The 25668-nt window shown below is 66.3% G+C and carries 26 protein-coding genes; 18 read left to right on the top strand and 8 right to left on the bottom strand.

Annotated elements, in window-relative coordinates; translation table 11 throughout:
* Together IB259_RS10630 and IB259_RS10625 are read right to left on the bottom strand one after the other, a co-directional pair.
* Nucleotides 1-1573 (bottom strand): collagen-like triple helix repeat-containing protein (locus tag IB259_RS10630; protein WP_192328798.1); only part of this gene is annotated, 1573 nt, incomplete at its 3' end.
* 348 nt (nt 1574-1921) lie between these two features.
* Nucleotides 1922-3520, bottom strand: a complete 1599-nt coding sequence (locus IB259_RS10625; protein ID WP_370126546.1) for a ShlB/FhaC/HecB family hemolysin secretion/activation protein — start codon at nt 3518-3520, stop codon at nt 1922-1924.
* 608 nt (nt 3521-4128) lie between these two features.
* On the opposite strand from IB259_RS10625, the gene IB259_RS10620 reads away from it, so the two are divergent.
* From IB259_RS10620 to IB259_RS10540, 17 genes are all read left to right on the top strand, one after another.
* Complete coding sequence (locus tag IB259_RS10620; protein WP_054453023.1) at nt 4129-4959, top strand: MHYT domain-containing protein; 831 nt, start codon at nt 4129-4131, stop codon at nt 4957-4959.
* Nucleotides 4960-5087: 128 nt separating this feature from the next.
* Nucleotides 5088-5288, top strand: coding sequence for a Flp family type IVb pilin (locus IB259_RS10615; RefSeq protein ID WP_054453678.1), 201 nt, complete (start codon nt 5088-5090; stop codon nt 5286-5288).
* 142 nt (nt 5289-5430) lie between these two features.
* Complete coding sequence (locus IB259_RS10610) at nt 5431-5952, top strand: prepilin peptidase (RefSeq protein ID WP_082400946.1); 522 nt, start codon at nt 5431-5433, stop codon at nt 5950-5952.
* Complete coding sequence (locus tag IB259_RS10605; RefSeq protein WP_082400878.1) at nt 5898-6359, top strand: TadE/TadG family type IV pilus assembly protein; 462 nt, start codon at nt 5898-5900, stop codon at nt 6357-6359. The genes IB259_RS10610 and IB259_RS10605 overlap by 55 nt, the downstream gene beginning before the upstream one ends.
* 13 nt (nt 6360-6372) lie before the next feature.
* The gene (locus IB259_RS10600; protein ID WP_244958701.1) at nt 6373-6852 is read left to right on the top strand and encodes a TadE/TadG family type IV pilus assembly protein; all 480 of its coding nucleotides are present in this window, start codon (nt 6373-6375) and stop codon (nt 6850-6852) included.
* The gene (cpaB, locus tag IB259_RS10595) at nt 6849-7808 is read left to right on the top strand and encodes a Flp pilus assembly protein CpaB (protein ID WP_054453017.1); all 960 of its coding nucleotides are present in this window, start codon (nt 6849-6851) and stop codon (nt 7806-7808) included. Before IB259_RS10600 ends, cpaB begins: the two co-directional genes overlap by 4 nt.
* A 65-nt stretch (nt 7809-7873) precedes the next feature.
* Nucleotides 7874-9235 carry a type II and III secretion system protein family protein gene (locus IB259_RS10590; RefSeq protein WP_125471893.1) on the top strand — a complete coding sequence of 454 codons (1362 nt, stop codon included), beginning with the start codon at nt 7874-7876 and terminating at the stop codon, nt 9233-9235.
* A complete protein-coding gene (locus tag IB259_RS10585) occupies nt 9232-10560 on the top strand; it encodes a pilus assembly protein CpaE (RefSeq protein WP_175164483.1) in 1329 nt (442 codons plus the stop codon). The genes IB259_RS10590 and IB259_RS10585 overlap by 4 nt, the downstream gene beginning before the upstream one ends.
* A gap of 33 nt (nt 10561-10593) precedes the next feature.
* The gene (locus IB259_RS10580) at nt 10594-11955 is read left to right on the top strand and encodes a CpaF family protein (RefSeq protein ID WP_054453013.1); all 1362 of its coding nucleotides are present in this window, start codon (nt 10594-10596) and stop codon (nt 11953-11955) included.
* Nucleotides 11955-12878, top strand: a complete 924-nt coding sequence (locus IB259_RS10575; protein ID WP_192328793.1) for a type II secretion system F family protein — start codon at nt 11955-11957, stop codon at nt 12876-12878. The genes IB259_RS10580 and IB259_RS10575 overlap by 1 nt, the downstream gene beginning before the upstream one ends.
* A 13-nt stretch (nt 12879-12891) precedes the next feature.
* Nucleotides 12892-13887, top strand: coding sequence for a type II secretion system F family protein (locus IB259_RS10570; RefSeq protein ID WP_192328790.1), 996 nt, complete (start codon nt 12892-12894; stop codon nt 13885-13887).
* On the top strand, nt 13887-14756 hold the full coding sequence (locus tag IB259_RS10565; protein WP_054453006.1) for a tetratricopeptide repeat protein: 870 nt from the start codon (nt 13887-13889) through the stop codon (nt 14754-14756). Before IB259_RS10570 ends, IB259_RS10565 begins: the two co-directional genes overlap by 1 nt.
* Nucleotides 14757-14778: 22 nt before the next feature.
* Nucleotides 14779-15216, top strand: coding sequence for a DUF3613 domain-containing protein (locus IB259_RS10560; protein WP_054453004.1), 438 nt, complete (start codon nt 14779-14781; stop codon nt 15214-15216).
* Nucleotides 15217-15318: 102 nt separating this feature from the next.
* Nucleotides 15319-17361, top strand: a complete 2043-nt coding sequence (locus tag IB259_RS10555; RefSeq protein WP_192328787.1) for a pilus assembly protein TadG-related protein — start codon at nt 15319-15321, stop codon at nt 17359-17361.
* Between the two features lie 49 nt (nt 17362-17410).
* A complete protein-coding gene (locus IB259_RS10550) occupies nt 17411-18808 on the top strand; it encodes a sigma 54-interacting transcriptional regulator (RefSeq protein WP_175163168.1) in 1398 nt (465 codons plus the stop codon).
* 117 nt (nt 18809-18925) lie between these two features.
* Complete coding sequence (locus IB259_RS10545) at nt 18926-19630, top strand: DUF2968 domain-containing protein (protein ID WP_054453001.1); 705 nt, start codon at nt 18926-18928, stop codon at nt 19628-19630.
* A 140-nt stretch (nt 19631-19770) separates the two neighbouring features.
* Complete coding sequence (locus IB259_RS10540; RefSeq protein ID WP_054452999.1) at nt 19771-20232, top strand: DUF1178 family protein; 462 nt, start codon at nt 19771-19773, stop codon at nt 20230-20232.
* Between the two features lie 52 nt (nt 20233-20284).
* Here IB259_RS10540 and IB259_RS10535 read toward each other — a convergent pair whose 3' ends face one another.
* The 6 genes from IB259_RS10535 to IB259_RS10510 form a co-directional block, all read right to left on the bottom strand.
* Nucleotides 20285-20713, bottom strand: coding sequence for a VOC family protein (locus tag IB259_RS10535; RefSeq protein WP_125471892.1), 429 nt, complete (start codon nt 20711-20713; stop codon nt 20285-20287).
* A 96-nt stretch (nt 20714-20809) separates the two neighbouring features.
* Nucleotides 20810-21181 (bottom strand): type II toxin-antitoxin system HigA family antitoxin, encoded by a 372-nt coding sequence (locus tag IB259_RS10530; RefSeq protein WP_346546232.1) that lies wholly within the window; start codon nt 21179-21181, stop codon nt 20810-20812.
* A 2-nt stretch (nt 21182-21183) separates the two neighbouring features.
* On the bottom strand, nt 21184-21486 hold the full coding sequence (locus IB259_RS10525) for a type II toxin-antitoxin system HigB family toxin (RefSeq protein ID WP_054452994.1): 303 nt from the start codon (nt 21484-21486) through the stop codon (nt 21184-21186).
* A gap of 149 nt (nt 21487-21635) precedes the next feature.
* Nucleotides 21636-22196, bottom strand: a complete 561-nt coding sequence (gene efp / locus IB259_RS10520; protein ID WP_006225610.1) for an elongation factor P — start codon at nt 22194-22196, stop codon at nt 21636-21638.
* A 144-nt stretch (nt 22197-22340) separates the two neighbouring features.
* Entirely contained in the window at nt 22341-23453 is a 1113-nt protein-coding gene (gene earP, locus IB259_RS10515) for an elongation factor P maturation arginine rhamnosyltransferase EarP (protein WP_192328784.1), read from the bottom strand.
* A gap of 6 nt (nt 23454-23459) precedes the next feature.
* On the bottom strand, nt 23460-24662 hold the full coding sequence (locus tag IB259_RS10510) for a DUF2863 family protein (RefSeq protein ID WP_054452990.1): 1203 nt from the start codon (nt 24660-24662) through the stop codon (nt 23460-23462).
* Between the two features lie 209 nt (nt 24663-24871).
* Between IB259_RS10510 and IB259_RS10505 the strand changes: the two genes are divergently transcribed.
* Entirely contained in the window at nt 24872-25648 is a 777-nt protein-coding gene (locus tag IB259_RS10505; RefSeq protein ID WP_192328781.1) for a class III extradiol ring-cleavage dioxygenase, read from the top strand.
* Nucleotides 25649-25668 lie beyond the last annotated feature (20 nt).

Genomic DNA, 25668 nt, shown 5'->3' with positions numbered 1-25668 from the left:
CCACCAATCCGCCCAGCAGGCCGCCGCCGTTCGTGCCGGCCGCGGCGCCCGCGCCTGCGCCCGCCGCGGCGCCGCCGGCTCCGGTCAATCCGCCGACCAGTCCGCCCAGCAATCCGCCGCCAGCAGCGCCTCCCGCCGCACCGCCGGCCGTACCGCCGACGGCGCCGGTCACGCCGCCGAGCAGGCCTGTCACCGGAGCCAGCAGACCACCATTGGCGCCGCCAGTCGCGCCGCCCACGGCTCCGGTTACGCCACCCAGCAGACCCGTCACGGGCGCCAGCAGGCCACCCGTGCCGTTGGCGCCGCCGGTCAAGCCGCCCGTTACTCCGCCCAGGCCCAGACCGCCGGTGAGCGAGGCGACCGCGCCCGTGGCGTTGGCCAGCGTCGAACCCAGCGGATTGGCGTTGCCCGGCGTGGCATGCAGCAAACCGCCCGCGCTGGCGACAGCGCCGCCAAGTCCTTGCAGCACGCCGTTCAAGCCCGGCGTGCCGCCCGGCAACGCGCCGCCCAGATTCGTGACCGTGCCACCCAGACTGGTCAGCAGGCCGGCCACTGGCGCGCCCAGTTTGGTTGCATCGCCCACTTGCTGCGTCAGGCCCGTGACCTTGCCGGCCAGCGGACTGGCGGTGGGATCGAGCGCGCCGCCCACCCCGGCCAGCACGGGCTGCAGGCCCAGCGGCAGCACGTTGTCGACCGTCTTGCCGACGTTGCCCAGCGCGGGCTCGAGCAGCGGGGTGGTGGGGCCGCCAAGCACCCCGCCGGTCACACCGCCCACCACCTGGGTGATGGGCTGCAACAGGCCGCCCTGGCCCGACAGCGCTCCGGTCAAGGCGCCTACCGCGCCGGTGGCGTTGCCCAGCACGGTCGTCAGGGGATTCGGATTGTTGGGATTCGCGTTCAACAGGCCGCCTGTGCTGGCCACGGTCTTGCCCAGGCCATCCACCAGGCCGCCCACGCCGGCACCCAGGCCCCCGGGCAGTCCAGAGCCTTTGACGTTGCCGCCCAGGTCGCTGACCAGGCCGCCTACCTGCCGGACGATGCCGTCGGCCGGCTGCCCCAGACCGGTAGTCGCGCCGATCTGCTGGGTCAGGCCGACGACGGTGTCGGCGACCGGCTTGATCGTGGGATCCAGCGCCTTGCCCACGCCGCTCAAGGTCGTGTCCAGATTGAGGGGCAGGGTGTTGTCGAGCGCCGCGCCGGTATTGCCCAACGTGGTTTCCAGCAGGCCGCTCACGCGCGGCGGGTTGGTGCCGCCGCCAGGATCGGTGCCGCCTCCGGGGTCAGTGCCGCCGGGGTTGGTCCCGCCGCCGGGGTTGGTCCCGCCACCGGGATTGGTACCACCGCCCGGGTCGGTGCCGCCGCCAGGGTTGGTACCGCCGCCGGGGTTCAGACCGCCGCCGGGATCCAGGCCGCCACCGCCAGGATTGGTCGGAATGTCCGTCCCGGGCAGGCCCGCGGTTTTCTTTCCGCCGCCGCCACCGCCGCAGGCGGCCAGGGCGCTTACCAGCGCGGTGGCAAGGACGGTGGCGGTCAGGACGCGTTGCAGGCGGCGCGTGTCGGAATGGGTATGCATGGCGAGCTCCTTTGGTTGGAAGAGTCAGGCGTCGAAACAACCCGATACGCTTCCTCATGCACAAACCATGCCAAGATTTTTCAGACCCGCTTCAAGACGCCTGCTTCGGTAAATTCTGAGAAAATAAATCGCTTCATTATCAATGGGATATGGCGGTGATTAAGGGTTTTCCTTAAATCTGGAAAATCCTCACTTTTGCGATCGCCAGGAGCCTGCGAATGTTACGGAAAGCCGCCCATTCGACGTAACGTTACGGCGGGCGTTACGTAACGCCGGTGGCGTCACCCAAGAAAAAACGCCCGTCATGGCGGGCGTTCATCGGCTTGTCGGGCGCGCTGTTCAGGACGGCTAGAACGCGTCGTAAAACAGCGAATAGTTGGCGTTGAAGCGCACGTCGCGGTTGTCGTTCACGGTGGCCGATCCCACCGGCTTGGCCACGTTGAAATCGAACAGATAGTATTTGTCGTCGGTAAAGCGCAAGCCGAGAGCCACGGAAGACAGGTGCCGCTGGTTCAAAGTCTGCAGGTCCTTGTTGTTGTACCAAGTGCGTGCGTAGTCGACCAGGGCGTAGGGCTGCACGCTGGAAAGGTATTCCCAGCCCACGCCGAAGCGGCGATTGATTTCCGCCGATACGCCGACGCCCTTGTCGCCGCTCTGGTCGCCCTGCGGATAGCCCATGGCGTAACGCCAGCTACCGTACGAGATCTGTTCGGACGACGGCAGGATATTGCTGGAGTACTGCGCCGCACCCGAGAAAACCAGGCCGATCTGGGCGGGCAGCACGAAGGTCTGCCTGGCGTTGAGGTTGTAGCGGGTGAAGTCCAGGTCCAGCAGCGGGGTGGCGGAATAACCGTAGTTGGTCGCGATGTCCTTCTTTGCCCCCGCCGCGTCGAACCCCTTGGCCACGCTCAACGTGACGTCGGTGGCCTTGGTCTCGGACACCTGGATGTAGCGCATTTCGGCGGTCGCCGCACGCACCTGCGCATCCTGCTGCAGCCACCGGTCGGTGCTGTGTGCCTCGTACCGGTCCTTCGAATTGGCCGCGTATACGCCCAGCGTTCCCGTCAGCGATCGGGTGTTGTTCAACAGGAATGGATAGCTCACGCCAACCCCGATGCGGTCGTTCTTCACGCGGCGTTCGAAGCCCAGCATTTCGATCGCGTCGTCCTGGGGCCGGGCGTCGTAGTGGTAGCCGTCGATCTTGATCGCCAGGCCGTCCGCACCAATCGGCACGCGGATTTCACCCGACACGTACTTCACGTCATCGGTATTGAAGGGCACCGAGGCTGTCAGCTTCACTTGCTCGCCCAGGGGCGTCAGGCTGTTGGTCGCCAGGTTCACGATGGGCTGCATGCCGGTGCCCAGGTCTGCGATGCCGCCGGTCAGGCTGACGGGCTGGCGGCTGGCCGCCAGCACCAGTTCGGTCGCGCCGTCCGCGCGGCGCGGCAAATCCAGGCTGGGCGTGAACTTGACGCCGGGCACGGTGCGCATCAGGTTCAACTGACGTTCCAGCGTGGCCTGCTTGAGCGGCCTTTCTTCCTGCATCGGCGCGGCCAGCGCTTCAAGCCGGTCCTGCGCATTGCCGATGTCGCCTTCGATCCGCACGTTGGCGATGTAGCCCTCGACCACTGTCACTACCACCAGCCCGTTGGCGAAGGTCTGGTTCTGCAGCAGTGCGAAGGAAAGCGGAAAGCCCTTGTCGCGGTAGAGCTGCGTGATCTTGTCGACTTCCTGGACCAGCTCGCCCAGGCTGATTTCCTTGCCAGCCAGAGGGCTGAGCAATCCGGACACTTCCTCGAATGGAATGGCGCGCACGCCGCTGACGTCGAAATTGCGCGGCACGATGCGTTGAGCCAGCCGGGCCTGCAAGGCCAGTTGTTCCGGCGTTGCGGTCTGGACGTAGGGCGGGGGTTGCGTTGCCGAGGGCGGACGCTCCAGCCGCGGCATGGCGTCCACCGGGTTGCCGCGTAGCGGGCCTTCCGCCCTGGCCTGAGAGCTGGCCGCCAATATGCACAAGAGGGCGAGGCAAATCGGACTCGCCGGAAACATGCGTCTCTTGCCTTTTTCGTCTCTCATTTCCGCTGGCGCTTCTGAACGGATAGCTGATCCCGATCGAGTATCGGATGGAAAAGGGCTGCAACAGTGTTAGGAAAAAGTTGCATTTGCCGGTGCGCATATGGTGCCAGCAATCCCGGCAGAATGACAATTAATTTCAAATTCCGCCTCCCTCGGCTCATCGCGTCGACATTATTTCGGAATATTCTTCCGTTGCGGAAACTATTTTCGGGCCAAGATAACCGCCGTTCAGCCGGATTTAATAATGTTTTCGAAAACTTAGGAGCGTTCGTTACACATCTTATGTCGCAATATAGCGAAATTCAGTGAAAACCCTGATGTGTATGATTTGGCAATATATAAACTAAAGATACGTATCAAAAATACGCAAAATGTGTGGCCCGCCCGGAGGTCAAGATGGCTGGGGATTACCGCAAGAATTGCTGCAACTGCCTGACGGCCGCGTATTGCCGTCATGGCTCGCCACAAGCGGGGCATTCATGAGCCCGGGCGATATCGTTCCGCTTTCATTCAATGGCGGTCTGGTGGCGCTTTCGTTCCTGATCGCCGCCTTGGGTTCGTATGTGGCCCTGCTGGCCGCAGCCGGTATTCGGGCAGAAACCCAGGACGGCGAAATCCGCATCGGCTATATCGTCATCGGCGCGGTGGCGATGGGCGGCGTGGGTATCTGGAGCATGCATTTCATCGGCATGCTGGCGCAGAACCTGCCGTTTGAAGTGGGTTACCAGGTCGGCCTGACGATACTCAGTTTCGTGGTTGCCGCAGGATTTTCCGGCTGGGCGTTCTGGTATGTCGGCCGCGAACGTTTCAGCTTTCTCCGATGCCTGGTCGGTGGCTGTGCCGCAGGGTTTGGCGTGGCCTCCATGCATTATGTCGGCATGAGCGCGGCGCGCATGCCGGCGGTATTGCTCTGGAACCTGCCGCTGGTGGTTTTGTCGGTGCTGATCGCCGTCATCGCGGCTACCGCGGCCTTGTGGCTTGCCTTCAATACCCAGAATGAACGCCAGCGCATCGGCGCAGCCGTTTTGATGGCCATCGCGGTTTGCGGCATGCACTACACCGGCGCGGCCGCCGGCGCCGTCATCTGCACGACCCAGAATGACGCCGTCGGCCTGCATATCGGCGGCGCCAAGCTGCCATACATCGCTTTCGCGCTCTCGATCGTCACCTTGTTCCTCATGCGTTGGCATTTGCAGCGCGCTTCCGAACGCTTTCGCGCGCGCACGGCGCAGCGCATCGACTCGATCATTGAATCGGCACCTGGCGCGGCTCCGGACAGATTGCCCGGAGCCACGCCAGGGCCGGGTTAGCTGGACCCTGGACGCGCGCCGCGGGAATCACGGCGGCGCGCAGGCAGTTCCAGGCTTTAGGGGGCCCTGCTTCTTGAAGAATGTTGAAGAACGGCCCCAGTCATCAATCGAGACCCATGGAGCTCGACATGAAAGCGACACTTGCGCAGTTCTGGAATGACGAAGACGGCATCACCGCCCTGGAGTACGGGCTGATCGCGGGAATGGTGGCGGTCGCCCTCATTGTCGCAGTGGGGGCGTTTACCGGGTCCTTGAAGGGCATGTTCGAGGAACTTGGCACCAAGCTGGACAACGCCAAGACCGGTACCACCACCCCGCCTCCGACCTGAGCCGCAACCCGTTCGCGCCGTGGCGGCGGTGAGTCGCTTGCCGCCGCGGCGCGTGCCCGCAACATCGCATCACTTGATTGAAGGAGTCCGCGCCGATCCGGCGCGCCCGTTGTCGCATTCGTTTTTTCAGAAGGTCTTAGCCTTGTATCCAGGGGTAGTGCTGTGGTGGCTGTTGTTCACATGCTGGATTCTGGCGCTGATCCACGCCGATCTGCGCTATCGCCGCGTCCCCAACCGGCTGATCATCGCGGGACTTGCGGGCCAATTGCTATGGCTGCTGGCGGCCTTGCTGGCGCCTGGCTGGGCCTATCCGCCGCGATGGTCGGGATGGTGGATGGCGCTGGCCGGCTTTTTGGTCGCGGCGCCATTCCTGCCCTTGTGGCGCAGGCGTCTCATGGGAGCAGGGGATATCAAGGCCATCGCCGTGCTCGGACTGCTGCTGGGCTTCGCGCCGCTGATGGTGACGCTGGCGCTGGCCAGCGTGCTGGCCGGCCTGCATGGCTTGCTGTATCTGGCGGTGTCCCGGGTCTGGGCGCTGAGCAACCGGGCGCGGCAGATCCCCTATGCCGCGTATCTGGGCCTCGCCGCCGGCATCGCGGTTCTTATTCCGTGGAGTTCGCCTTGGTATTCGTGGTGTTCTTCCTGGTGTTTTACGGGATCCTGACATATTCCCTGGTGGTCGCCGCGCAGCATTCCGTGACCTTGGCCGCGCAGGATGGCGCGCGCAAGGTCTTGCAGTGGCAGGCGGGTTCCGCGTCGCTGACGGCGCGAGCCGACGCCGGCCGCGATTCCGCGCTGTACCAGGCGGAGTGGATCAGCACGATGTCCGCCGCGCCGGTCCAGGTGGCGGTCTGCGGCAGCGCGGGCGCGCTCAGCAGCGCGGCCGGCGGCGCCTGCAGCGGCATGCCGTTGGCGCAGGACCAGATCGAAGTCACCGTGTCCTACGCCTATGGGGCCCATCCGCTCATCCCCTCGGTGCCGCTGCTGCAGGCGGCGTTGATGCCGGCCTCCAGCGTGCTGAGTGCGCGCGCCACGGTGCATCTGGGCAATGCCCTGGGCGGGGGAGGCTGAGATGCGAGCCTGCGTGCAACTCCCTGCCGGCCAGACTTCACGCAAGCGCCAGCGCGGCATCGCGGCGTTGGAGTTTTCGCTGACGCTCACCTTGCTGCTGCTCTTCATCTGCGGCGTGGTCGGATTCGGCGCGCTGTTCTGGATGCAGCAGCAGTTGGCCGCCGCCGCGGCCGACGGCGCGCGCGCCGCGGTCTACGCCCGCTTCAGTGGTCAGGCCGATGTGCCTGCGGCGGCCTGCCTGGCGGCGATGGGCACCTTTTCCGCCGGCTCGGCGGTGCTGTGCAGCACCACGCGCGCGCCGTGTGCATGGACTGGGGCGGGCGGCAGGCCAGCCGATTGCGCCACCGTCGCCATGACCTACAACACGCAGTCCTGGCCGCTATTGGAGACCGTGCGAGGGCTGATCACGGCGTTGCCGGGCACGAACCGGAACTGGATACCCAACAGATTGCATTCGCAGGCCGTCGTGCAGATATCGCAGGGGACACCATGAGCAGTCTGAGCAAGATCATCGCGGGCATGTTGCTGGTGGCGGGCCTGGTGCTGGCCTTCGTGGCCTGGCGGCTGGCCTCGGCGCCCGCGAGTCCCCCGGCCAGCGTGGCGCCTGCGCCTGTCGCGGCGACGCCGGCGGAACCGCTCAAACTCCATCCGGTGGTGGTGGCGCGAGAGCCGATTCCGGCCGGTTCGCGCATCGACAGCGCAAGAATGCTGACGGTGGCGCAGTGGCAGGTTGCACTGTCCGGCGGGTTTGCCGACGTCGCGCCGCTGGAGGGCGCGGTGACGAAGGTCGACATCGCCGCAGGCGATCCGATAGTGCCCAGCCTGTTGACGCAGGGCCTGGCGCGCCAGCTCAAACCGGGCGAACGCGCGGTCGCCATCGCGGTGGACGAAGTGATCGGCGGCGGCAATCGCATCGTTCCCGGCGACATGGTGGACGTGTTCTTCATGATCGAGAAAAGCGCCGAAGTGGCCGTCGGCCAGGCCCGCCTGCTGCAGTCGCAGGTGCGCGTGCTGGCGTATGGCAAGGCGACGGTGGAAGGGCCGGACGAAAAGTCGGCGCTGCAACAGGGCGGTCCCGGCCAGCCGGCGCGTACCGCGGTGCTGGCCGTGCCGGTCGATCGCGTCAACGAGCTGATGCTGGCCAGCCGCGCCGGGCGCCTGCAGTTGGCTTTGCGCCCGGTGGGCGATGACAGCATGCCCGACGCGCAGTTGTTCGCCCAGCGCGGCACGGTGCTGCCGGTGCGGGCCGACTTGACCCCTGCGCAGCGCGAATCGCTGCTGACGGGACCGAACCGCGCCTATGCCGGCGAGAGCCTGGTGCAACTGGACGGCACGACGGCCGCGGCGCTGGCGCCCGCCGCCCGCGCCGCCGGCCGGCCCCAGGGTTCCGGCGGCGGCAGGACTGTCGAAATCATCCGAGGAGAGAAATCCGAGCGCGTGCGCTATTGAACGGGGCTGCGGGCGGACCAGGCGCTGGCCGCAGCCGGACTTATTCCATCATCGGGTCCAGCACTATGAAGAAACATCAGCGCACCACCATGATTTGCCTGCTGTCGGGCGCGGCAGCGATGATGCATGGCGCCCTAGGCCTGGCACAGACCGCAGCGCCCGCGGCAGGCGCGAATGCGCCGGCCCGCGACATCTCGATGGCGGTGAAGGGACAGCAGACCCTCATGCTGGATGGCGGCGCGCCCACGCGCATCGCCATCGGCGACCCGGATGTGGCGGACGTGAAGGTATTGCCCGCTTCCGGCAAGCGCGCGGGCTCAGTACTGCTCTATGGCAAGAAGCCCGGCACCACGCAATTGCAGGTCTGGACCGGCAACAACGCGGCGCCGCAGATATGGAACGTCCGCGTCGGCGGCAGCGTGCAGGGCGCGTTGGCGAGCCGCGGCCTGGGCGGCGGCGCCAACGTGGACATCGCCGACGGCCATGCCGTGGTGTCGGGCCACGCCGAATCGCAGCTGGGGCAGATCGCGTCAGCCACCATGGCAGCATCCGCCGTGGGCGGGGAAAAGAATGTGGTGGACATGTCCACCGCAGGCGCCGGCGGCGTGGTGCAGGTGGAAGTGAAGGTCGTGGAAGTGTCGCGCTCGGTGATGAAGGCGGCCGGCATCAGCTTCACGGCCAGCAACGGCCCCTGGAGCGGCGGCAGCTCCACGATGCCCGCCAGTCTGGGCGGCGCGCTGGCTTCGGGTTTCTCGCTGTTCTACGACTCCAACAACTTTGCGGCGCGGCTGCGCCTGCTGCAGACCAATGGCATGGCGCGCGTCCTGGCCGAGCCGACCCTGGTGGCCCTGACAGGGCAGAGCGCCAGTTTCCTGGCCGGCGGCGAGCTGCCGATTCCGCAGGCCGGCGGCCTGGGCACGGTCAATGTGACCTTCAAGCCCTTCGGCATCGGCCTGACCGTCACGCCGACCGTGCTCTCGCGCGACCGCATCTCGCTGAAGGTCGCGCCCGAGGCCAGCGAACTCGACTACACCAACGGCATCGCCATCAATACCAGCGCGGACACCAGCACCATCATTCCCGCGTTGCGTACGCGCCGCGCTGATACCACGGTGGAACTGGGCGATGGCGAAAGCTTCGTGATCAGCGGCCTGGTATCGCGCCAGACCAAGGCCATGGTCAACAAGGTGCCCATGCTGGGCGACCTGCCCATCATCGGCGCGTTCTTTCGCAGCGTTGATTACTCCCAGGAGGACACCGAGCTGGTCATCGTCGTGACGCCGCGCCTGGTGCGCCCCATCGCGCGCGGCGTGGCCCTGCCGCTGCCGGGAGCCAAGCAGGAACAGACGGACACGGCATTCAACGCTTGGGGCTATTACCTGACCGGCCCGGTGGGCGGCCAGCAGATGCCGGGCTTTTCACGGTGAGCAATATGAAGACACATGCCAGCGAATGGGTGGGCCTGCAAAACGGCACGCGGTTCCTGTTCTGCTCCCAGGGCAACGCGGTTGCGGCGCAGTTGGGACAGGCTTTGGGCGACCTGGGGATGCTGACCCAGGAATCGCCGCGCATAGAGGAACTGGCGCGGCGCCTGACGGAGATCGCGCCGCAGGTGGTGTTCCTGGACTTCACCCTGAGCGACGACGAGCCCGGCAAACTGTTCAAGTCCGCCGAACTGGCGCGCTTGCTGGCCCGCATTGCGCCGACGTTGCCGCGCGTGGCGGTGGGCTTCCTGAGCCAGCCGGAAGGGGCGATCGCCGCCTTGCGGGCAGGCGTCAGCGATTTTGTCGATCCCTCGGTTGCGCCGCAGGAAATCAAGGAAGTGGTGCTGCGCCTGCTCGACCGGCCGTCCGATGGCCGCATGGACGGCACGCGCCGCAGCGTCGTGCTGCTGGGCGCGCGTCCGGGCGTGGGCGCCAGCACCCTGGCCGTGCATCTGGCGGGCATGGTGCAGGACCGCCTGAAGCTTGCGCACGGCCAGCGCGCCGCTGCCTTGGGAGCCAAGGCGGCCAAGCCTTCCGGCGAACCGCTGCCCTTGTCCAGCCGCGTGGCGCTGATGGACCTGGGCTGGCCCGTGGGCGATTGCCAGCTCTATCTGAATATCGGCGGTGACTTCGATTTCGCCGAGGCGGCCCGCAACCTGCGCCGCCTCGACTCGACGCTGCTGGGATCGGCCATGGCGCATACGGCCAATGGCTTGAGCGTGCTGTCGCTGCCGCGAGACCTGGGCCAGATGCGTGACGTGTCGCAGTCGGATTCGCTGCTGGTGTTCGAGCGCATGCGCCAGCACTTCTCGGTCGTGGTGGCCGATGCGGGCGGTTTCAGCAATCCCGAATTCGTGTCGGGGTTGGCGCGCGCCTCGCAGCTGAACTGGATCGTGACCGACCAGAGCGTCGGCGCGCTGGTGTCGCTGGCCGGCGTACTGCAGGAGCTGGAGCAGCAGCACGTGGACCGGCGCAGCCTGGGCCTGATCGTCAACCGCTATGACGAACGCTACGGCATGACGGCGCAGCAGATCGCCGAACGCTTCCAGCTGGAACTGGTGGGCACGCTGCCGGACCGCACACTGCCCTTGATGGTGTGCACGAACCGGGGCCATCTGCTGCACGAAGAGGCCGAACGCGATGTCTACGTGCGCGCGGTGCAGGCGCTGGCGGAACGCCTGTGCGCCGAAGAGAACTCGCCTGGCGGGCGGGCAGGCTGGCTGGCCACCTGGCTGCCCGGCGTGCACCGCCGCATGGTGGTCGGTTGACGGACAGACAGACGGACGGCTACGGGATCCGACATGATCATGACAGCGACGATAGAGTTCGGCGGCGATGGCGACAAAGGCTTTTCGGCGTCGGACCGCTACCAGGAAGTGAAGACGGCGGCGTACGAGCACCTGCTGTCCCGCATCGAGGAGCTGGGTGCGGAGTTCGGCCGCTGGGCCAGGTCGGCGATCCAGGAATTCGTGGACATCGAGGTCGCGAGCTTCGTACGCCTGCGCCGGGTGCCGATCAACGAAGGGGAAATGCGCGCCATTGCCGAAGCGCTGACCAAGGAACTGGCCGGCCTGGGCCCCCTGGAGGATCTGCTGGCGGACCCGGCCGTGGAGGACATCCTGATCAACGGCTATGACAATGTCTTCGTCTCGCGCCGCGGCGTGCTGGCCCGCGAGACGCTGCGCTTCACCGACAATCAGCATGTGCTGCGCATCGTGCGCCGCATCCTGGCGCCGATCGGCCGGCGGCTCGACGAGTCCAGCCCCATGGTGGACGCGCGCCTGCCCGACGGCGGCCGCCTGAACGTGGTGATCGAACCATTGGCGGTCGACGGCCCCATGGTGTCGATCCGCAAGTTCCGCCAGGACCCGCTCAAGCCGGCGGACCTGCTGACCTTGGGCAGCTTCGATGAAGAGATCTACCGGCTGCTGAACGAGGCCGTGAAGAACCGCTGCAACATCCTGGTGTCCGGCGGCACCAGTTCGGGCAAGACTTCGCTGCTGAACGCGCTGGCGTTCTTCATTCCGGAAACGGAACGCGTGGTGACGGTGGAGGACACCGCCGAACTGTCGCTCAACCATCCCCACGTGGTGCGGCTGGAGTCGCGTCAGGGCGGCTTTGACGGCAGCGGCGCCGTCAGCATCCGCGAGCTGATCCGCAACAGCCTGCGCATGCGGCCGGACCGCGTGGTGGTGGGCGAAGTGCGCGGCGCCGAGGTCATGGACATGCTGCAGGCCATGAACACCGGACACGAGGGATCCATGGCGACCATCCATGCGAACTCTCCGCGCGAATGCCTGTACCGGATCGAGATGCTGGCCGGCTTCGCCGGATTCCAGGGCAGCGAGGACAGCCTGCGCAGGCAGATCGCCAGCGCGCTGGACTTCATCGTGCAGATCGGCCGCCTGTCCAACGGCAAGCGCCGCGTGCTGTCGGTGACCGAGATCACGGGCATGGGCGACAACGTGATCTCCACCCAGGAACTCTATCGCCACGAATCCTACGCAACGCAGGATGGCGAGGAGAAAGATCGCTGGAACTGGCTGGGCATTCATCCTCACACGCCCAAGCTGGCCAAGCTGCGCAACGAGGCGCGCGCCAGCGACAACCCGCCGGACGACCGCGATGGCGGGGGTGGCGGATTCTGGAGCAGGAGGCGCTGATGCAGGAAGCCCTGGCGCTTGCGAGCCTGGCCGTGGTGCTGGCCATAGGAGCGGTGCTGCTGTGGCGCCATGCCGACCGCAGCGCCCGCCGGGCGGCCAGTTCCGCCTTTCTGGAGAGCCAGCTGCAGCGGGGCCGCGACGAGGCCGCCGCCGACGCGCCTTTCGCTGAGAACACACGTGAGTTCCGCAGCGGGTTTTCCGGTTGGGACCGCTTGCTGCGCCTGGCCGGCCTGCGGCAAAGCGCCGGCTTGTATGTGCGCATCGCGCTTCCCGTTGTGGTCGGCGCGGCGCTGGCATGGACATTCCTGGGGGCGCTTTCCGGCGCGGTGACCCTGCTGCTGCTGGCAGTGTTCGCCTACTTCCTGCTGTGGTTGAAGGCGGACAAGCGCCAGCGGCGCATGATCTCGCAGCTGCCCGCGTTCCTGGACAACATCGTGCGCCTGCTCACCATCGGCAACAGCATGGGCGCCGCGTTCCAGACGGCCGCCGCCGCTGCCGACGAACCTTTGCGCGAAGTGGTGGAGACGGCGGCCGGCCTTAGCCGCTCCAAGGAGCTCGACGCGGCCCTGGCGCACGTGTCGCGCCTGTATGGGTTGAAGGAGCTGTACATGGTGGCGGCGGTGGTGTCGCTGGCCCTGCGCTTCGGCGGCCGCAGCGACCAGGTGCTGGAACGCATGGCGGCCTTCATGCGCGACGTGGCGCAGGCGCGAAATGAACTGACCGCCAGTTCGGCCGAGGTCCGCTTGTCGGCCTGGATTCTGGCCTTGCTGCCGGTGGGCATCGCGGGCTTCATCATCGTCGCCAACAACAACTTGTTCATGGGCCTGTGGCAGGACCCGCAGGGCTTCAGGATGCTGCTGACCGCGGTCTGCCTGCAGATCGGCGGCTGCTATTGGCTCTATCGCATGGCCAAGGCCATTTGACCGGAGGGGCGCCATGCAAATCCTGCAATCCTGGAATGCTTCCACCGTGCTGGCGATGGCGCTGATGCTGGTGGCGGCTGGCCTGGTGGTGCTGGGCCTGGGCATGGCGCGGCGCCTGCGCAGCCAGGGCCGCAGTCGCCAGGTGGTGGATCAGGCGCTGGCCGCGCGCGACGGCGCGAGGGCGTCGGCGGCCGCGCGCAGCGAAGGCGGGCAGGGCAGGCTGGCGGCGGCCGCGCGGGCGGCCGACACGTTCGGCAAGCGCCTGAGCGAAGGCCGGCTGGCCGATGCGCTGCTGGCCGCCGAGGACCGCAAGCTGGTGGACATGGCCGGCTATGCCAACCCCGGCACCGCGCGTTCGCGCTTTGTCCTGATCCGGCTTGGCCTGGCGATCCTGCTGCCCGTGGCGGCGGTCATGCTGGACTGGCACAAGCATCTTCCGGATATGCCGCTGGGGGCTTTCGTCGTGGCCTTCATGGCTTTCGCTGTCGGCTACATGCTGCCCAAATGGATCGTGCAGCGGCGCCTGGCGCGCCGTCGCAGGCAAGCGGCCGATGAGTTGCCCTTGCTGATTGACCTGCTGCGCCTGTTGCAGGGCGTGGGCCTGTCGATCGACCAGAGCCTGCAGGTGCTGGTCAAGGAGTTCGGCCAGGTGCTGCCGGTGCTGTCATTCGAATTGCGGCTGGCGTCCGAGCTCTATGTGCGTGGCCGCACGCGCGAACAATCGCTGGCCAGGATGGCCACGGGCTTCGACAACGACGACCTGTCCGCCATCTGCCGCCTGATCGCGCAGGTGGACCAGCACGGCGGCGCGGTGCAGGAGCCCTTGAACCGCTTCGGCGAACGCCTGCGCGACAAGCGGCGCCTGGAACTGAAGGAGAAGGTGGGCAAGACCACGGTCAAGATGACCGGGGTCATGATCGTGACGCTATTGCCCGCGCTGTTGATCGTGACGGGCGGGGCTGGGTTCATCGCGGTGTTGCGCGGTTTGTCGCGCATGGGGGGGATGTAATGAACGGCGCAACGGAAAGCAGCTCGCGCGCATGGCGCTGCGTGCTTGTCGTCACGGTGTTGGCGGCGGGCGCGGGGTTGAGCGGATGCAAGACCAACAACGCGGAATCCGCCTGGCAACTGATCCAGCAACAGCAGCAGGAGCAGGCGCTGTTGCGGCAGAAGGAGGACGAGGCCCAGAGCAAGAGCCGGCCCAAGGAACCCGAGATGATGCTGTCCATGATCGTCGAGGCGCAACGCCAGGAACGCTATTTCGCGTCGCTCGCGTACATCGACGGCTATCAGCAGAAGTACGGCAACGACGCGCGCGTGGCCGTGCTGCGCGCCGAGGCGCTGCGCCAGACCGGGCAGGCGGCGCTGAGCGAACAGGCCTATCGCGCGCTTACCGCCACCGACCAGGCGGCCGAGGGCTGGCACGGCCTGGGTCTGATCGCCGGTTCGCGCGGGCAGTTCGACCAGGCAGCCGATTATTTTTCGCGGGCAGCCAAGCTGGCTCCCATGGACGCGCGCATCCTGGGCGACCTGGGCTATGCGCGCCTGCGCGCGGGCGACCCGGCGGGCGCGCGCGTGCCGCTGGGGCAGGCGGCCGAATTGACGCCGGAAAGCGGCAAGGTGCTGGCGAACCTGGCGGTGTTGCTGCTGGTCGAGGGCGATCCGCTCAAGGCGCAGCGCCTGATGGAGCGGGCGCAACTGAATGAAGAGGCGCGCGGACAGGTGCTGCGCCTGGCCGCCGAGATCCGGGGCCAGCTGGCCCCGGCGGCGGGCGCTTCCTATGCGCCTGCCACCCGGGTGTCCAGCGGCGAACAGGCCGTCATGCCGTTGATGAGCCCCTTGATGGACGGCTTGGGTAACGGACCCATCGTGCGCTAACCCCGTTTTGAGGAAGACTGCCATGTCCCATTCGACCCAGCACGCCTTGTTCATCGTGGCCTGCGCGCTTGCGGCGCAGGCGCCCGCGGCCGTCCTGGCGCAATCCAATGCGCCGTTGACGGGCAGCATGTCGGGCGCCGCGGGCAGCGCGCCGTCCGCTCAGGCGCCTGCCGCCGTGTCGGCGCCGGAACCTGTGTCCGCCATGCCGGAGCGGGCCGTGGTGCAGCAGGTGCAGACTCCGCTGCCGCAGGCGCCCGCCGCCGCGCCTGCGGCGCAAGAAGGCTTTGGCGACGTGACGCGCGGGCTGCTGGCGGCGCAGGCCGACGGGCGGCGCGCTGGCAATGCCTTGCCCGTGCTGGGGCCGGTGTCTACCGCCGCCTGGAACCGCTATCTGGAGAGCTTCAAGCATCCCATTCCCGTGTGGTTCGACCGGAATGTGGAAATTCCCAACGTCCAATAGGTTCCGGGCGTTGGTATTCCCCGCCGCATGCGGGTATGGAGTCGCAAGAGCATGTCAGCCGGCCGTCCACATCCTTCCTCGCCGTCGCGGCAACGCGGCAGCATGACCGTCGCCGTCGTCTTCGCGGTGCTGGTGGGGGTGGTGTTGCTCGGCGTGCTGCAGCTTGGCTACGGCTTCTACATGAAGCGCGAAATGCAGAAGGCGGCGGACCTGGCGGCGCTGTCGGCCGTCCAGGTGCTGAGCCTGGGCTCCAGCGCGGATTGCGCCCGGGCCGCCGCCGCTGGCCGCGCTTCCGCCCTGGCCAATGTGCCGAACATCCTGGATGCGTTCACGGCCGCCGATTTCACGGTGGAATGCAAGGTGTGGGATCCGACGCGGTCCGATCCCTCCGGCATGCACGTCTTCGACGCGGCGGGCGGGCAGGCCTATAACGCAGTGCGGGTAGCGGCGCGCAAGCAACTGGCCAATCTTATCCCTGGCGTGGGCGGCGTCACGGCGTCGGTGGCGGCGGTGGCGACCAACACCCAACCCGTGGCGACCTTCACAGTGGGGTCGCGGCTATTGCGCCTGGAACGCGGCGGCCTGCTGTCGCAGCTGCTGGCCACGGTGGGGGCGTCGCCCACGCAACTGGACGTGCTGGACGCCGCCGGCCTGGCCAATGTCGGCATTACGCCGGCCGGCCTGCTGGAGGCGCTGGGCCTGCCGCTGTCGGTGGCTGCGGGCGTGGGCACGCCCGAGCAATTGACGGCGCTGAGCAACCTGACCCTGGGTCAGCTCTTGCGCGCCACGCTGAGCGTCATCGACAAGCAGAGAACCGCCAACGCCGATGTCGGATTGTTGAGCGAAGCCATCAACACGGTGTTGGACTTGATGCCGCTAAACCTGCCTGTGAAGCTGTTCGGCGATGGCGGCGTGCTGAATCTGAACGTGGTGGGCGGCGACCCCACCGCTGCCTTGCAGGCCCAGGTCAACGCGCTGAACATCCTGGAAACCGGACTGGCCATCGCCAACGGCAGCAACCTGATCAATCTGGGGCTGAGCGTGCCGCTGCTGGGCCTGGACGCCCGGGTGCGCATCGTCGAGCCGCCTGCCGTGGGCGTGGGCGGTGTCGGCGCGCAAGCCATCAGCGCCGGCATACGCGTGTATCTGCGCGTCAACACCAGCAACATCCCGCTGGTCGGGCCCTTGCTGGCCAACACCCTGAATACCAAGGTGGATCTGCCCATCATCATCGACGTGGCGCAATCCACAGGTACGCTGCGCAAGCTGTGCGAAGCGCCGCTGGCCGAGAACCAGGCGATGATCGATGTGACGTCGGCTGCGGCCAGCGTCTGTCTGGGCCGCTTCCCCGGCATGGCGTCAGCCACCGACCCGAGCGCCGCGAATTTCCAGTCGCTCACGAACCGCTGCGAGCCCAGCGCATTCGGCGCCATAGGACGGCATCAGGTCTTGAACGTACTGGGCATATTGCCGCTTACCGCCCGGTTCACGCTGCCGGTGTTCAGTTCCTCGGCGCCCGTGTCGGTGACGCTCACTGCGCCGCCATCGCCCAACGCCACCGCCACCGTCAATGCCACCAACGTGGACCTGTCCAAGCTGGCCTCCAACCTGACGGACGCGCTGATCGGGGGCATCCTGGGGGATTTGTTCAACACCGGCACCCCGCTGACCGAAACGCAACGCACAGAGCTGGCGACGCAGTTGGTGGGCGGAGACAAGAACAACGCCGGCAAGACCATCTCCAAGGTCGTCAACGACATGCAGTGGTCCAAGACGGCGATGGACCAGCTCGGGGCGCGTCTGACCACGGGTGGCTTGACGGGGGTGTTGGGCGGCACGCTGCAACTGGTTGGCGGCATCCTGAACTCGCTCTTGTTGGCCCCCCTCAGCGACGTGACCTGCGCGCTGGCGCTGGTGCCGGACGCGATCCGGCAGTGCCGCGTCAACGCCGTCGGCGCGCTGGCCTTGAACGGCAGCGGGCAGGTGGGCGGCGTGCTGTCGGTCGTCATGGTGCTGCTGGATCCCTTGCTGAGTTCGTTGTCCGTGGCGTTGCAGCAACTGCTTAATGTGCTGGGCCTGAGCGTGGGCCAGACCGACGTAGCGCTGATTTCCGTGGATTGCGGCAAACCCCGCCTGGTGTATTGATGATGAAGCCTCTGACCCCTGTCCTTTCCATCCCCGCATGGTCCAAGCGATGAGCCAGAATTTCGCGCGCGAAGAATTCGACGTGTACGTCTGGGAAGGCACCTCCGACATTGCCAGCCGCGCCGAGCGTTGCCTGGCGGGCATGGACGTGTCGCTGCTGCGGGCGGACGCCGGCACCGCGTTTCCGCCGCCCCGCGACCTGGCGCGGCCTGCGGTGGCCCTGGTGTCGGTGTCGGTGATGGGCGACAAGCGCTTCAGCGGCTACGACTGGCTGGCGGCCCAAGGCCTGCCGGTCATCTGGGTCGCCGCGGAAGCGCGCGGACGCGACCCGCGCTACTACCCGCCGGAATACTCCTACACGCTGCCGCTGACCTTCACCACCGCGGACCTGCGCAAGCTGTTGTATGAGCTGCTGGGCACGCTGAATCAACTCAATCGCGCCGCGCCCCGGCGCGAGCAGCCGCTGATCGCCGTCTCCGCGACCATGCGGGACCTGCTGGCGGAAGTGGACATGTATGCAGACTGCCGCAGCAACGTGCTGATCCATGGTGAAACCGGCGTGGGCAAGGAACGCATTGCGCGCCTGCTGCATGAGCAGGCCGCCTGGTTCGACGGGCCCTTCGTGGCGGTCAACTGCGGCGCCATTCCGGAAGGCCTGTTCGAGGCGCATTTCTTCGGCCATGCCAAGGGCGCGTTCACCGGCGCGATCGGCGCGCACAAGGGGTATTTCGAGCAGGCCAGCGGCGGCACGCTGTTCCTGGACGAAATCGGCGACCTGCCGCTGTACCAGCAGGTCAAGCTCTTGCGCGTCCTGGAGCAGAACACGGTGACGCGGCTGGGCTCGACCGTGGAAGTGCCGGTGGACTTCCGCCTGGTCGCCGCGACCAACAAGGATTTGCGCGTGCTGGTGGGGCAGGACGAGTTCCGCGCGGACCTGTATTACCGGCTGGCGGTGATCGAACTGCGCATACCCAACCTGGAGCAGCGCGGCCCGCAGGAGAAGGCGGCGATCTTCCGCGCCTTGCTGCAACGCCTGGGCGTGGAGGAGGAACCGCCGCAGTGGTTGCTGGAGCGCGTCTCGCGCACGCGCTACGAGGGCAATGTGCGTGAACTGTCCAACGTGGCCGAGCGCGTCGCGATCGTGCGGCGGCAGCTCCAGGCCTGGGACCCGCCGCGCATCGAACGCATCTTCGACCAATTGGCCGAGCCGCTGCACTCTGCTCCAGCCTCGGCAGCCGCGAGGGTCGAGCCCGCCGCCTTCACCGATGCCGAGCGCGCAGAACGCGAGCGCGTGCTGGCGGCGCTGGACGCCAACGGCTGGCGCCGTCAGGATACCGCCCACACCTTGGGCATCAGCCGCAAGGTGTTGTGGGAAAAAATGCGCAAGCTGCAACTCGGGACGGGCCAGGGAGAACCCGCCGATGGTCTCGCCGAGACGACGATGTGAGCACGCAATAGGTAATGCCCCGTAGTGGGCGACAGTTGCGGAGCCGGCGCATGTAAGCGAGTCTGTCCCGGCCGAAATAAATTGCTATAGTTCCGCAACGATTTTTTTGGGGAAGGCATGAACGTCCAATTCATCCGTGGCGCCGCCCGCATGGCGCTGTTGGGCACGGCCCTGTCCGGCCTGGCCGCTTGCGCCAGCGCACAATCCGAAGCGCCCCGGGCCACGGTTAAACAGGTCGAGGACACGCAGGCGGCCTCCACGCCCGTGACTCCCCCCGCGCCGCCGCCCGCCGCGCGTCCGGCATCCACGCTGTCGGAGCTGCAAGGCCTGATCCAAAGCCGCCAGGTGTCGGAGCTGCGTACTGCCTATAACGGCACCTATGGCGCCAGCCTGCTGTTCAAGCCGGACGACCTGACCTATTACGTTGCCTTGTTCCAGCAGAAGGATTTCTGGCGCGTGGTGAAGAGCAAGTCGGACAAGCAGGCCGAAGCCACCTACCGCGCCTTCGTCGCCCAATCCGCCGAGCTGGCCGAAGTGGATATCAAGCGCATCAAGATGCAGGCTGAATACGCGCACGCCGAGAAGCTGCTGGCCAGCCGCAGCGCCGAACTGAGCACCCTGCAGGCCGATCGCGCGGTGCGCCTGCAGCAGGAAGAGCAGGTCGCGGCCCGCCAGGAGCAGTCGCGCCAGGAAGCCACGGCGCTGGCTGACCAGCAGAAGGACGTGCGCCAGCAATTGCGCGATCTGCAACGCCAGATCGACGCCTTGCAGGCGCAGCAGGCGCAAGTGGGGAACCCGGCGGCCCAGAACCGCGGCAAGTAACCCGCAGGGCAGGCTGAGTAGCGGGCCTGCGGGCCCGCTTTGTCTTGGCCGGCCGTGAATAGGCATTGCGCACGCAGGGGCTAAGCGCCTGCCCTGGGGCGCTTTCTTGTATTCTGGGAGTTGCACCCCATATAGACGCCATGGCACTTAAAGTTTTCGACCTCCAGTGCGAACACAGCCACATTTTCGAGGGCTGGTTCGGTTCGCACGAAGACTATGACGCGCAGCAGGCGCGTGGCTTGGTCACGTGCCCGGTTTGCGGTTCGGCCAGCATCACCAAGCGGCTGTCCGCGCCGCGCCTGAACGTCGCCCACCTGCACGCGCCAGCCGCCCAGCCGCCGGCGTTGCCGGCCAACGCGTCCGACGCGGAAAAAATGGCCGCATTGCAGGCAGTCGTCATGCGCCAGGTGCGCGCCTTGCTGCGCAACACCGAAAACGTCGGGCCGCGCTTCGCCGAAGAGGCGCGCCGCATCCACGAAGGCGATGCCGACGACCGTCCCATCCGCGGCACGGCAACGCCGGAAGAACGCGAATCGCTGGCCGAGGACGGCATCGACGTCATGGCGGTGCCGGATTTCCTGGACGACGAGCGCCTGCAGTGACCCGCTGCGCCGCCCCTAGCCGATTCGGACAGGGGAACGGGCGTACGGAATGTCAGGTGGTATGCCTGCGTTCACCGATCTTGGCCGAGAAGCGCAGCAGATAACCATCAGGGTCCTGAACCAGGAACTCGCGCACGCCGATTTCAACGTCATTGCCCCGATACCACTGCTCTACCGGATTCCGGAACAGGGGCCATTTGGCGTTAGCAAGCGCGGCAAGAAAGGGCTCCACAGAGGGCACATCGATTTCGAAATTGATTCCCCTGCCCAGCGGCACGCTCAACGGACCTGTGATCCAGCCGTTGTCGCCGCGCCGTTCGACGAGCATGACTTGCGCTCCGTCGAGGTCCAAATATACGAAGCCGTCTTCCTCGCGGCTGTACATGATCGAGAATCCACAGAGACCAACCCAGAATTGCAGACTTGCCGCGATATCTGCGACAAGCAACTCGGGCACCAGCTTTGCACGGCGAATTTCCACAGTCGCAGTTCTCCAGCTTCGGCAGAGTGTTGCCGCGGTCAGCGCAAGCAGTCCGCTTCGTCAGGAAGTCGTCGATGAATGAGCGCGTTTCAGTTATTAGGCGTGAGCCGGTGGCCGAATAAGGCTTTCTGCGGGAATGCCGAGCTCGGTGTGCAAACGCCAGATCATTGGCAATGTCAAACCGCGCTTGCGGTTCAGCACTTCGTATACACGGTTGCGCTTGCCGATCATAGGCTCCAGATCCTTAGGGGTCAGGCCGCCTTGCTCCATCCGGAATTTAATGGCCTCGACAGGGTCTGGCAGATCGACCGGATAGTGCTTCATTTCATACGCTTGCACCAAGGTGGCCAGCACGTCCAGGCGGTCACCGTCAGGTGTGCCCAGTTCAGGATCAGACTCCATCAACCGGGAGATTTCCTTGAGCGCCGACTTGTAATCGGCCTCGGTATGTACGGGGCGGATTTCCATGTTCATTCCATTTCCATGGTTTCGGCGTCAATCTTGTCGTACTCCGCGTGAGTGCCGATGAACTTCACGTAGACGATGCTCAAGTTGAATGCGATTGCCACAATCAGGCGGAAATCATTGCCTTTGATGTTGAACACCACACGCCGATTCTTCAGGATGCTGGCGTGGCGATACTGGGCCTTGATATCCGCAGGCTGCTTCCATTGCGCCTTGCTGGCCTCGTCCACCCACGCCTTGAGGGGTTGTTCTGCCGCTGGGTACCTTTCCCAGAACTGGCGGAGGGCGCTTAAGGCTATGAGTCGCATAGCGCAATGTTAGTCCCAATTTGGGACTGGGGGCAAGTCCCATGTGGGCCGGCTATATGCCTTCAAGCAAGGGCCGCAAGATTGGTCAGGCAGACGGCAATAAAAAAGCCAGACCCGAAGGTCTGGCTTTTTCTTGCCTGCTTGCCGGATCAGTTGTTGACGCGGCTGCGGTATTCGTTCGTGCGGGTGTCGATTTCGATCTTGTCGCCGATGGCGCAGAACAGCGGCACGTTCAGTTCGTAGCCGGTGTTGATCTTGGCGGGCTTGGTCACCTTGCCCGAGGTATCGCCACGCACGGCGGGTTCGGTGTAGGTGATTTCGCGCACGAGCGTCGTGGGCAGTTCAACCGAAATGGCGCGGCCGTCGTAGAAGACCACTTCCACGGGCATCGCTTCTTCCAGGTAGTTCAGGGCGTCGCCCATGCTCTCGGCTTCGATTTCGTACTGGTTGTACTCTTCGTCCATGAAGACGTACATCGGGTCGCCGAAGTAGGAGTAGGTGCACTCCTTGCGGTCGAGCTGGACGACTTCGAACTTTTCGTCGGCCTTGTAGACCGATTCGCTGGCCGAGGCGGTCAACAGGTTCTTGAACTTCAGCTTCACAACAGCGGCGTTACGGCCCGACTTGTTGTATTCGGCTTTCTGGACCACGAGGGGATCCTTGCCGACCATGACCACGTTGCCGACTCGCAATTCCTGAGCGGTTTTCATCGATAAAACTCCGGGGGTGATGGGTGCACTCGCCGTGCTTGCAAAAAGCCGCCGCAGCTATAGCGTCTAGCGGCTTCGTGCACACCCCGGGAGGCGTCATAGTTGAGGCCCGACAAATACAGGGCGCTCGGAAAACTCTCTATTCTAACGTTTCTTGGCCAAGTCTGCGCAAAAATCAGCCAGATTTTCGGCAAGATCCGGTAGCGCGGCCTGGCTTGCGTCCCAGGCCCGCGCGGCGGCGGCCCAGTCCCCCCAGGCGGCTGGCGCCAGGGCGGCAGACAGCGCCGCAGCGGTTGCGCCCGTTTCCGGCTCGTTCCAGGCCCGGATCAGCGTCTGGGCGGTTTCCGGGGCCGGATAGCGCGCCAGCCACGCTTCCAGTTTCTCCAGATGCACGTTTTCGTCCTGGGGATAGATCTGCCAGACCAGCGGGCGCGCGGCCCAGGCGGCGCGGACGAAGGAATCCTCGCCCCGCACGAAATTCAGGTCGCAGCACCACAGCAGACGGTCGAAATCCGGCTGCGCCACGAAGGGCAGCCGGGCCACCGCCGGCGCGCCCGGCGCCGCGCAGGCGGCTTCCAGCCCGGGGGCCACGCCTTCGGGGGCAAGCAGCAGGGTGGGCCGCGGATCCGCCGCCAGAGCCTCGGCCAGCGCCGTTACCGGCGCCGTCGGATAGCAAAACAGGGACACGGCGCGCGCGCCGTCGCGGCGGCGCAACAGCAGGTCCTGCGGCACGCCCAGCGACCGCAGGAAGGCTTCCTGGTCTTGCGGCGATGCCTGCAGGGCGTCGCGCTCCGCCGACAGGCCCGGCTCGCGCAGCAGTCCGCCGGTGGCGCTGGTGAAGCCGGGAAAGAAAAAGTGCTTGACCAGCCCGTCCGGCCGCTGCGAGGGCAGGCCGTGGCAGCTTTCCACCCAGGACTCGGCGCTCAGGTATTCCAGGTTGACCCAGGCCGGATGCTCACGCCGCATGCTCTCCAGGAATGCCTCGGGGGGATCGCAGGCGAATGCCTCGATCACCACATCGCGCGCGGCGAGCCCCGGATCCGGGGATTCGGTCCAGTGCACGATGTCGATGCCCGCCAGTTGCTGGCGCGGGCTATCCGTGGCGATCCCGGGCTGGATGCGGGCGAAGCTGGCCAGGTCGTCGACCCACAGGCGCACATCCCAGCCGCGGCCATGCGCCAACCGGCGCGCCAGCCGCCAGCAGACGCCGATGTCGCCATAGTTGTCGACGACCCGGCAGAAGATGTCCGCTTGCATTGCCGCCTAGTGGAACTTGGCCGGCGAGGCTTCCGCGTCCTCGGGCAGTTCGGCGTGCACCAGTTCGCCCAGCGGATTCGGGAAGTAGGGCGCGCCGCAGTCTTCACAGTACTCGGGAGGCAGCACGCCGGGGATGCGGCGCACTTCGGTAACGCCGTATTCCTTGAGCAGCGCGGCGATCTCGTCCACCACGTCGGGCTGGCCTTCGTCAGCCGGCAGGTCTTCCTCGCGCCCATACAGCGGCCAGACGCAGCCGTAGTACACGTCGTTGCTGCTGCGCGCGGTGAAGCCGATGCGGTACTCGTCGATGCGGCTTTCGCCGCAGCCGGCCACCACCGCGCGCAACTGTGAGGCTTCCAGGCTGACCGCGCCCTCGAGCCAGCTGACTGCTGCACGCAGCGACAGCGGGCGCACGCGCCGGTCGGCTTCACGGTTGCTGACATAGTAGGCGTCGGGCAGCAGGGCTTCGAAACCGCAGCCCGGCAGCAGATTGGCGAGGGTCGGCTGGGCCTGCGCCGCCCATTGTTCCTGGCAGGCATCGCGGCTGGCGTCGGCTTCGCCCAGCTGTTCCTGCCAGCGGAAGATCGGCTCGCCTTCGGGCACCGCGACGGCCGCCACGATGTAGCGCGTATCGGCCAGCATGTTGGCCGTTTCGGTCTCGGTGTTCAAGGCGGGCTTGGCGGTTTCTGCGCCCAGCGCCTGGGTGCCCAGGCGCTGCAGCCATTGCCAGGTTTCGGAGAAGGTGCGCGGCATCTGGTCCACACTGACCAGCACCGGCATCAGCGAGCTGCGGGCCTTGCTGGACAGGACATGCCCATGCAATTGCGCCATCAGGGCCTGTTGCGCGCCGGCGGCGATCGGGCCGGTCGGAATGGCGTAGCGGGTCCAGGCGACGATGGGGGCCACGACCAGCAAAATGTCGTAGTGGACGCCATTTTTCTCGATCTTCATCGATTCGGACAGGGTTTCGGCCTGTTCGATCAGGATCTCGTATGCGCCCACGTCGCTCTGGGCGAGGTGGTCCAGGGCCGCTTCCAGGGGGGCATCCTGCCCCGCCTTCAGCAGCTTCGGAATCGCTACGCCAAGCTGGTTCTCCCAGAACACGTCTTCGAGGCGGCTGCCCGAGCGGTTGAGCGCCTGGGCAAGCGCGACCAGTTTGGCGGCGTCACGGGTGAGGCGGGGAGCGGATTGGCTGCGGGATCGGGCCATAACTTCGGGGAGCGTCCAGTAAGTGTGCAACTGTGTAGTTTAACGCCCGGCGCGGACGGCGGCGCGCACCTCCGGCGGCGGGGCGCAACAACGGCGCGACGGTGTGATTGATGCTAAGTAAGCAACAGATAATGCCGAGCCAAGGGGTTTATTGCTGAGAAGAATCGGCGGAAAATCTAGCCATCTACTCAATATCAGGAGGCACCGCCATGCGTTGGCCTACGCTTTTCGTATCCCATGGATCCCCCATGCTCGCCGTGGAACCCGGACTGACCGGCCCGGCGCTCGCCGCCTGGAGCGCCGAGCAGGGCCGCAAGCCCAAGGGCATCCTGGTGGTCTCGCCGCACTGGATGGGCGAGGGCCTGGCGCTGTCCACCCGCGACCGCCAGGTGGCCTGGCACGATTTCGGCGGCTTTCCGCCGGAACTCTATGAATTGCAGTACACAGCCCCCGGTTCGCCGGAGTTGGCGGCGCGGGTGCAGGCCCTGCTGGCCGAGTCGGGTATCGCTGCAGACCTGGACCCCCGACGGCCGCTGGACCATGGCGCCTGGGTGCCACTGCGCTACCTCTATCCGGAAGCGGACGTGCCGGTGGTGCAACTGTCCCTGGACATGGGGCGCGACGCGGCTGGCCAACTGGAACTGGGCCGCGCGCTGGCCCGGCTGCGGGACGAAGACATCCTGGTCATCGGCTCCGGTTCGCTGACGCATAACCTGCGCCACGTGCGCATGCCGCAAGACGCGCCCGCGCTGCCTTACGTGCCGGCTTTCCAGCAGTGGTACGCGGACAAGCTGGGCGGCCATGACCTGCCGGCGCTCTTGGATTGGGAGGCCCAGGCGCCGGGCGCGGCGCAGGCCCATCCGCACGACGACCACCTGATGCCCTTGTACGTGGCGCTGGGTGCGGGCGGAGCCGGTTTCCGGCGCCTGACCGACGAAATCTCGTACGGCGCGCTGGCGATGGATGCCTACGAGTTCGCGGACTGATCCCAAGCGCGGCCGCGGTG

Origin of the sequence: Achromobacter sp. ACM04 (genome assembly GCF_014851465.1) — a bacterium.
Taxonomy (GTDB): Bacteria; Pseudomonadota; Gammaproteobacteria; order Burkholderiales; family Burkholderiaceae_B; genus Achromobacter; species Achromobacter aegrifaciens.
The sequence above is the reverse complement of the archived record's forward strand: the minus strand, read 5'-3'. Positions and strand labels throughout refer to the sequence as shown.

Excerpts from the sequence above, each read along its gene's own strand:
- IB259_RS10625 (WP_370126546.1), bottom strand. The coding sequence starts at position 3,520 with ATGCCGCGGCTGGAGCGTCCGCCCTCGGCAACGCAACCCCCGCCCTAC.
- IB259_RS10620 (WP_054453023.1), top strand. The coding sequence starts at position 4,129 with ATGAGCCCGGGCGATATCGTTCCGCTTTCATTCAATGGCGGTCTGGTG.
- IB259_RS10615 (WP_054453678.1), top strand. The coding sequence starts at position 5,088 with ATGAAAGCGACACTTGCGCAGTTCTGGAATGACGAAGACGGCATCACC.
- cpaB (WP_054453017.1), top strand. The coding sequence starts at position 6,849 with ATGAGCAGTCTGAGCAAGATCATCGCGGGCATGTTGCTGGTGGCGGGC.
- IB259_RS10590 (WP_125471893.1), top strand. The coding sequence starts at position 7,874 with ATGAAGAAACATCAGCGCACCACCATGATTTGCCTGCTGTCGGGCGCG.
- IB259_RS10580 (WP_054453013.1), top strand. The coding sequence starts at position 10,594 with ATGATCATGACAGCGACGATAGAGTTCGGCGGCGATGGCGACAAAGGC.
- IB259_RS10575 (WP_192328793.1), top strand. The coding sequence starts at position 11,955 with ATGCAGGAAGCCCTGGCGCTTGCGAGCCTGGCCGTGGTGCTGGCCATA.
- IB259_RS10570 (WP_192328790.1), top strand. The coding sequence starts at position 12,892 with ATGCAAATCCTGCAATCCTGGAATGCTTCCACCGTGCTGGCGATGGCG.
- IB259_RS10565 (WP_054453006.1), top strand. The coding sequence starts at position 13,887 with ATGAACGGCGCAACGGAAAGCAGCTCGCGCGCATGGCGCTGCGTGCTT.
- IB259_RS10560 (WP_054453004.1), top strand. The coding sequence starts at position 14,779 with ATGTCCCATTCGACCCAGCACGCCTTGTTCATCGTGGCCTGCGCGCTT.
- IB259_RS10555 (WP_192328787.1), top strand. The coding sequence starts at position 15,319 with ATGACCGTCGCCGTCGTCTTCGCGGTGCTGGTGGGGGTGGTGTTGCTC.
- IB259_RS10550 (WP_175163168.1), top strand. The coding sequence starts at position 17,411 with ATGAGCCAGAATTTCGCGCGCGAAGAATTCGACGTGTACGTCTGGGAA.
- IB259_RS10545 (WP_054453001.1), top strand. The coding sequence starts at position 18,926 with ATGAACGTCCAATTCATCCGTGGCGCCGCCCGCATGGCGCTGTTGGGC.
- IB259_RS10540 (WP_054452999.1), top strand. The coding sequence starts at position 19,771 with ATGGCACTTAAAGTTTTCGACCTCCAGTGCGAACACAGCCACATTTTC.
- IB259_RS10530 (WP_346546232.1), bottom strand. The coding sequence starts at position 21,181 with ATGGAAATCCGCCCCGTACATACCGAGGCCGATTACAAGTCGGCGCTC.
- IB259_RS10525 (WP_054452994.1), bottom strand. The coding sequence starts at position 21,486 with ATGCGACTCATAGCCTTAAGCGCCCTCCGCCAGTTCTGGGAAAGGTAC.
- efp (WP_006225610.1), bottom strand. The coding sequence starts at position 22,196 with ATGAAAACCGCTCAGGAATTGCGAGTCGGCAACGTGGTCATGGTCGGC.
- earP (WP_192328784.1), bottom strand. The coding sequence starts at position 23,453 with ATGCAAGCGGACATCTTCTGCCGGGTCGTCGACAACTATGGCGACATC.
- IB259_RS10510 (WP_054452990.1), bottom strand. The coding sequence starts at position 24,662 with ATGGCCCGATCCCGCAGCCAATCCGCTCCCCGCCTCACCCGTGACGCC.
- IB259_RS10505 (WP_192328781.1), top strand. The coding sequence starts at position 24,872 with ATGCGTTGGCCTACGCTTTTCGTATCCCATGGATCCCCCATGCTCGCC.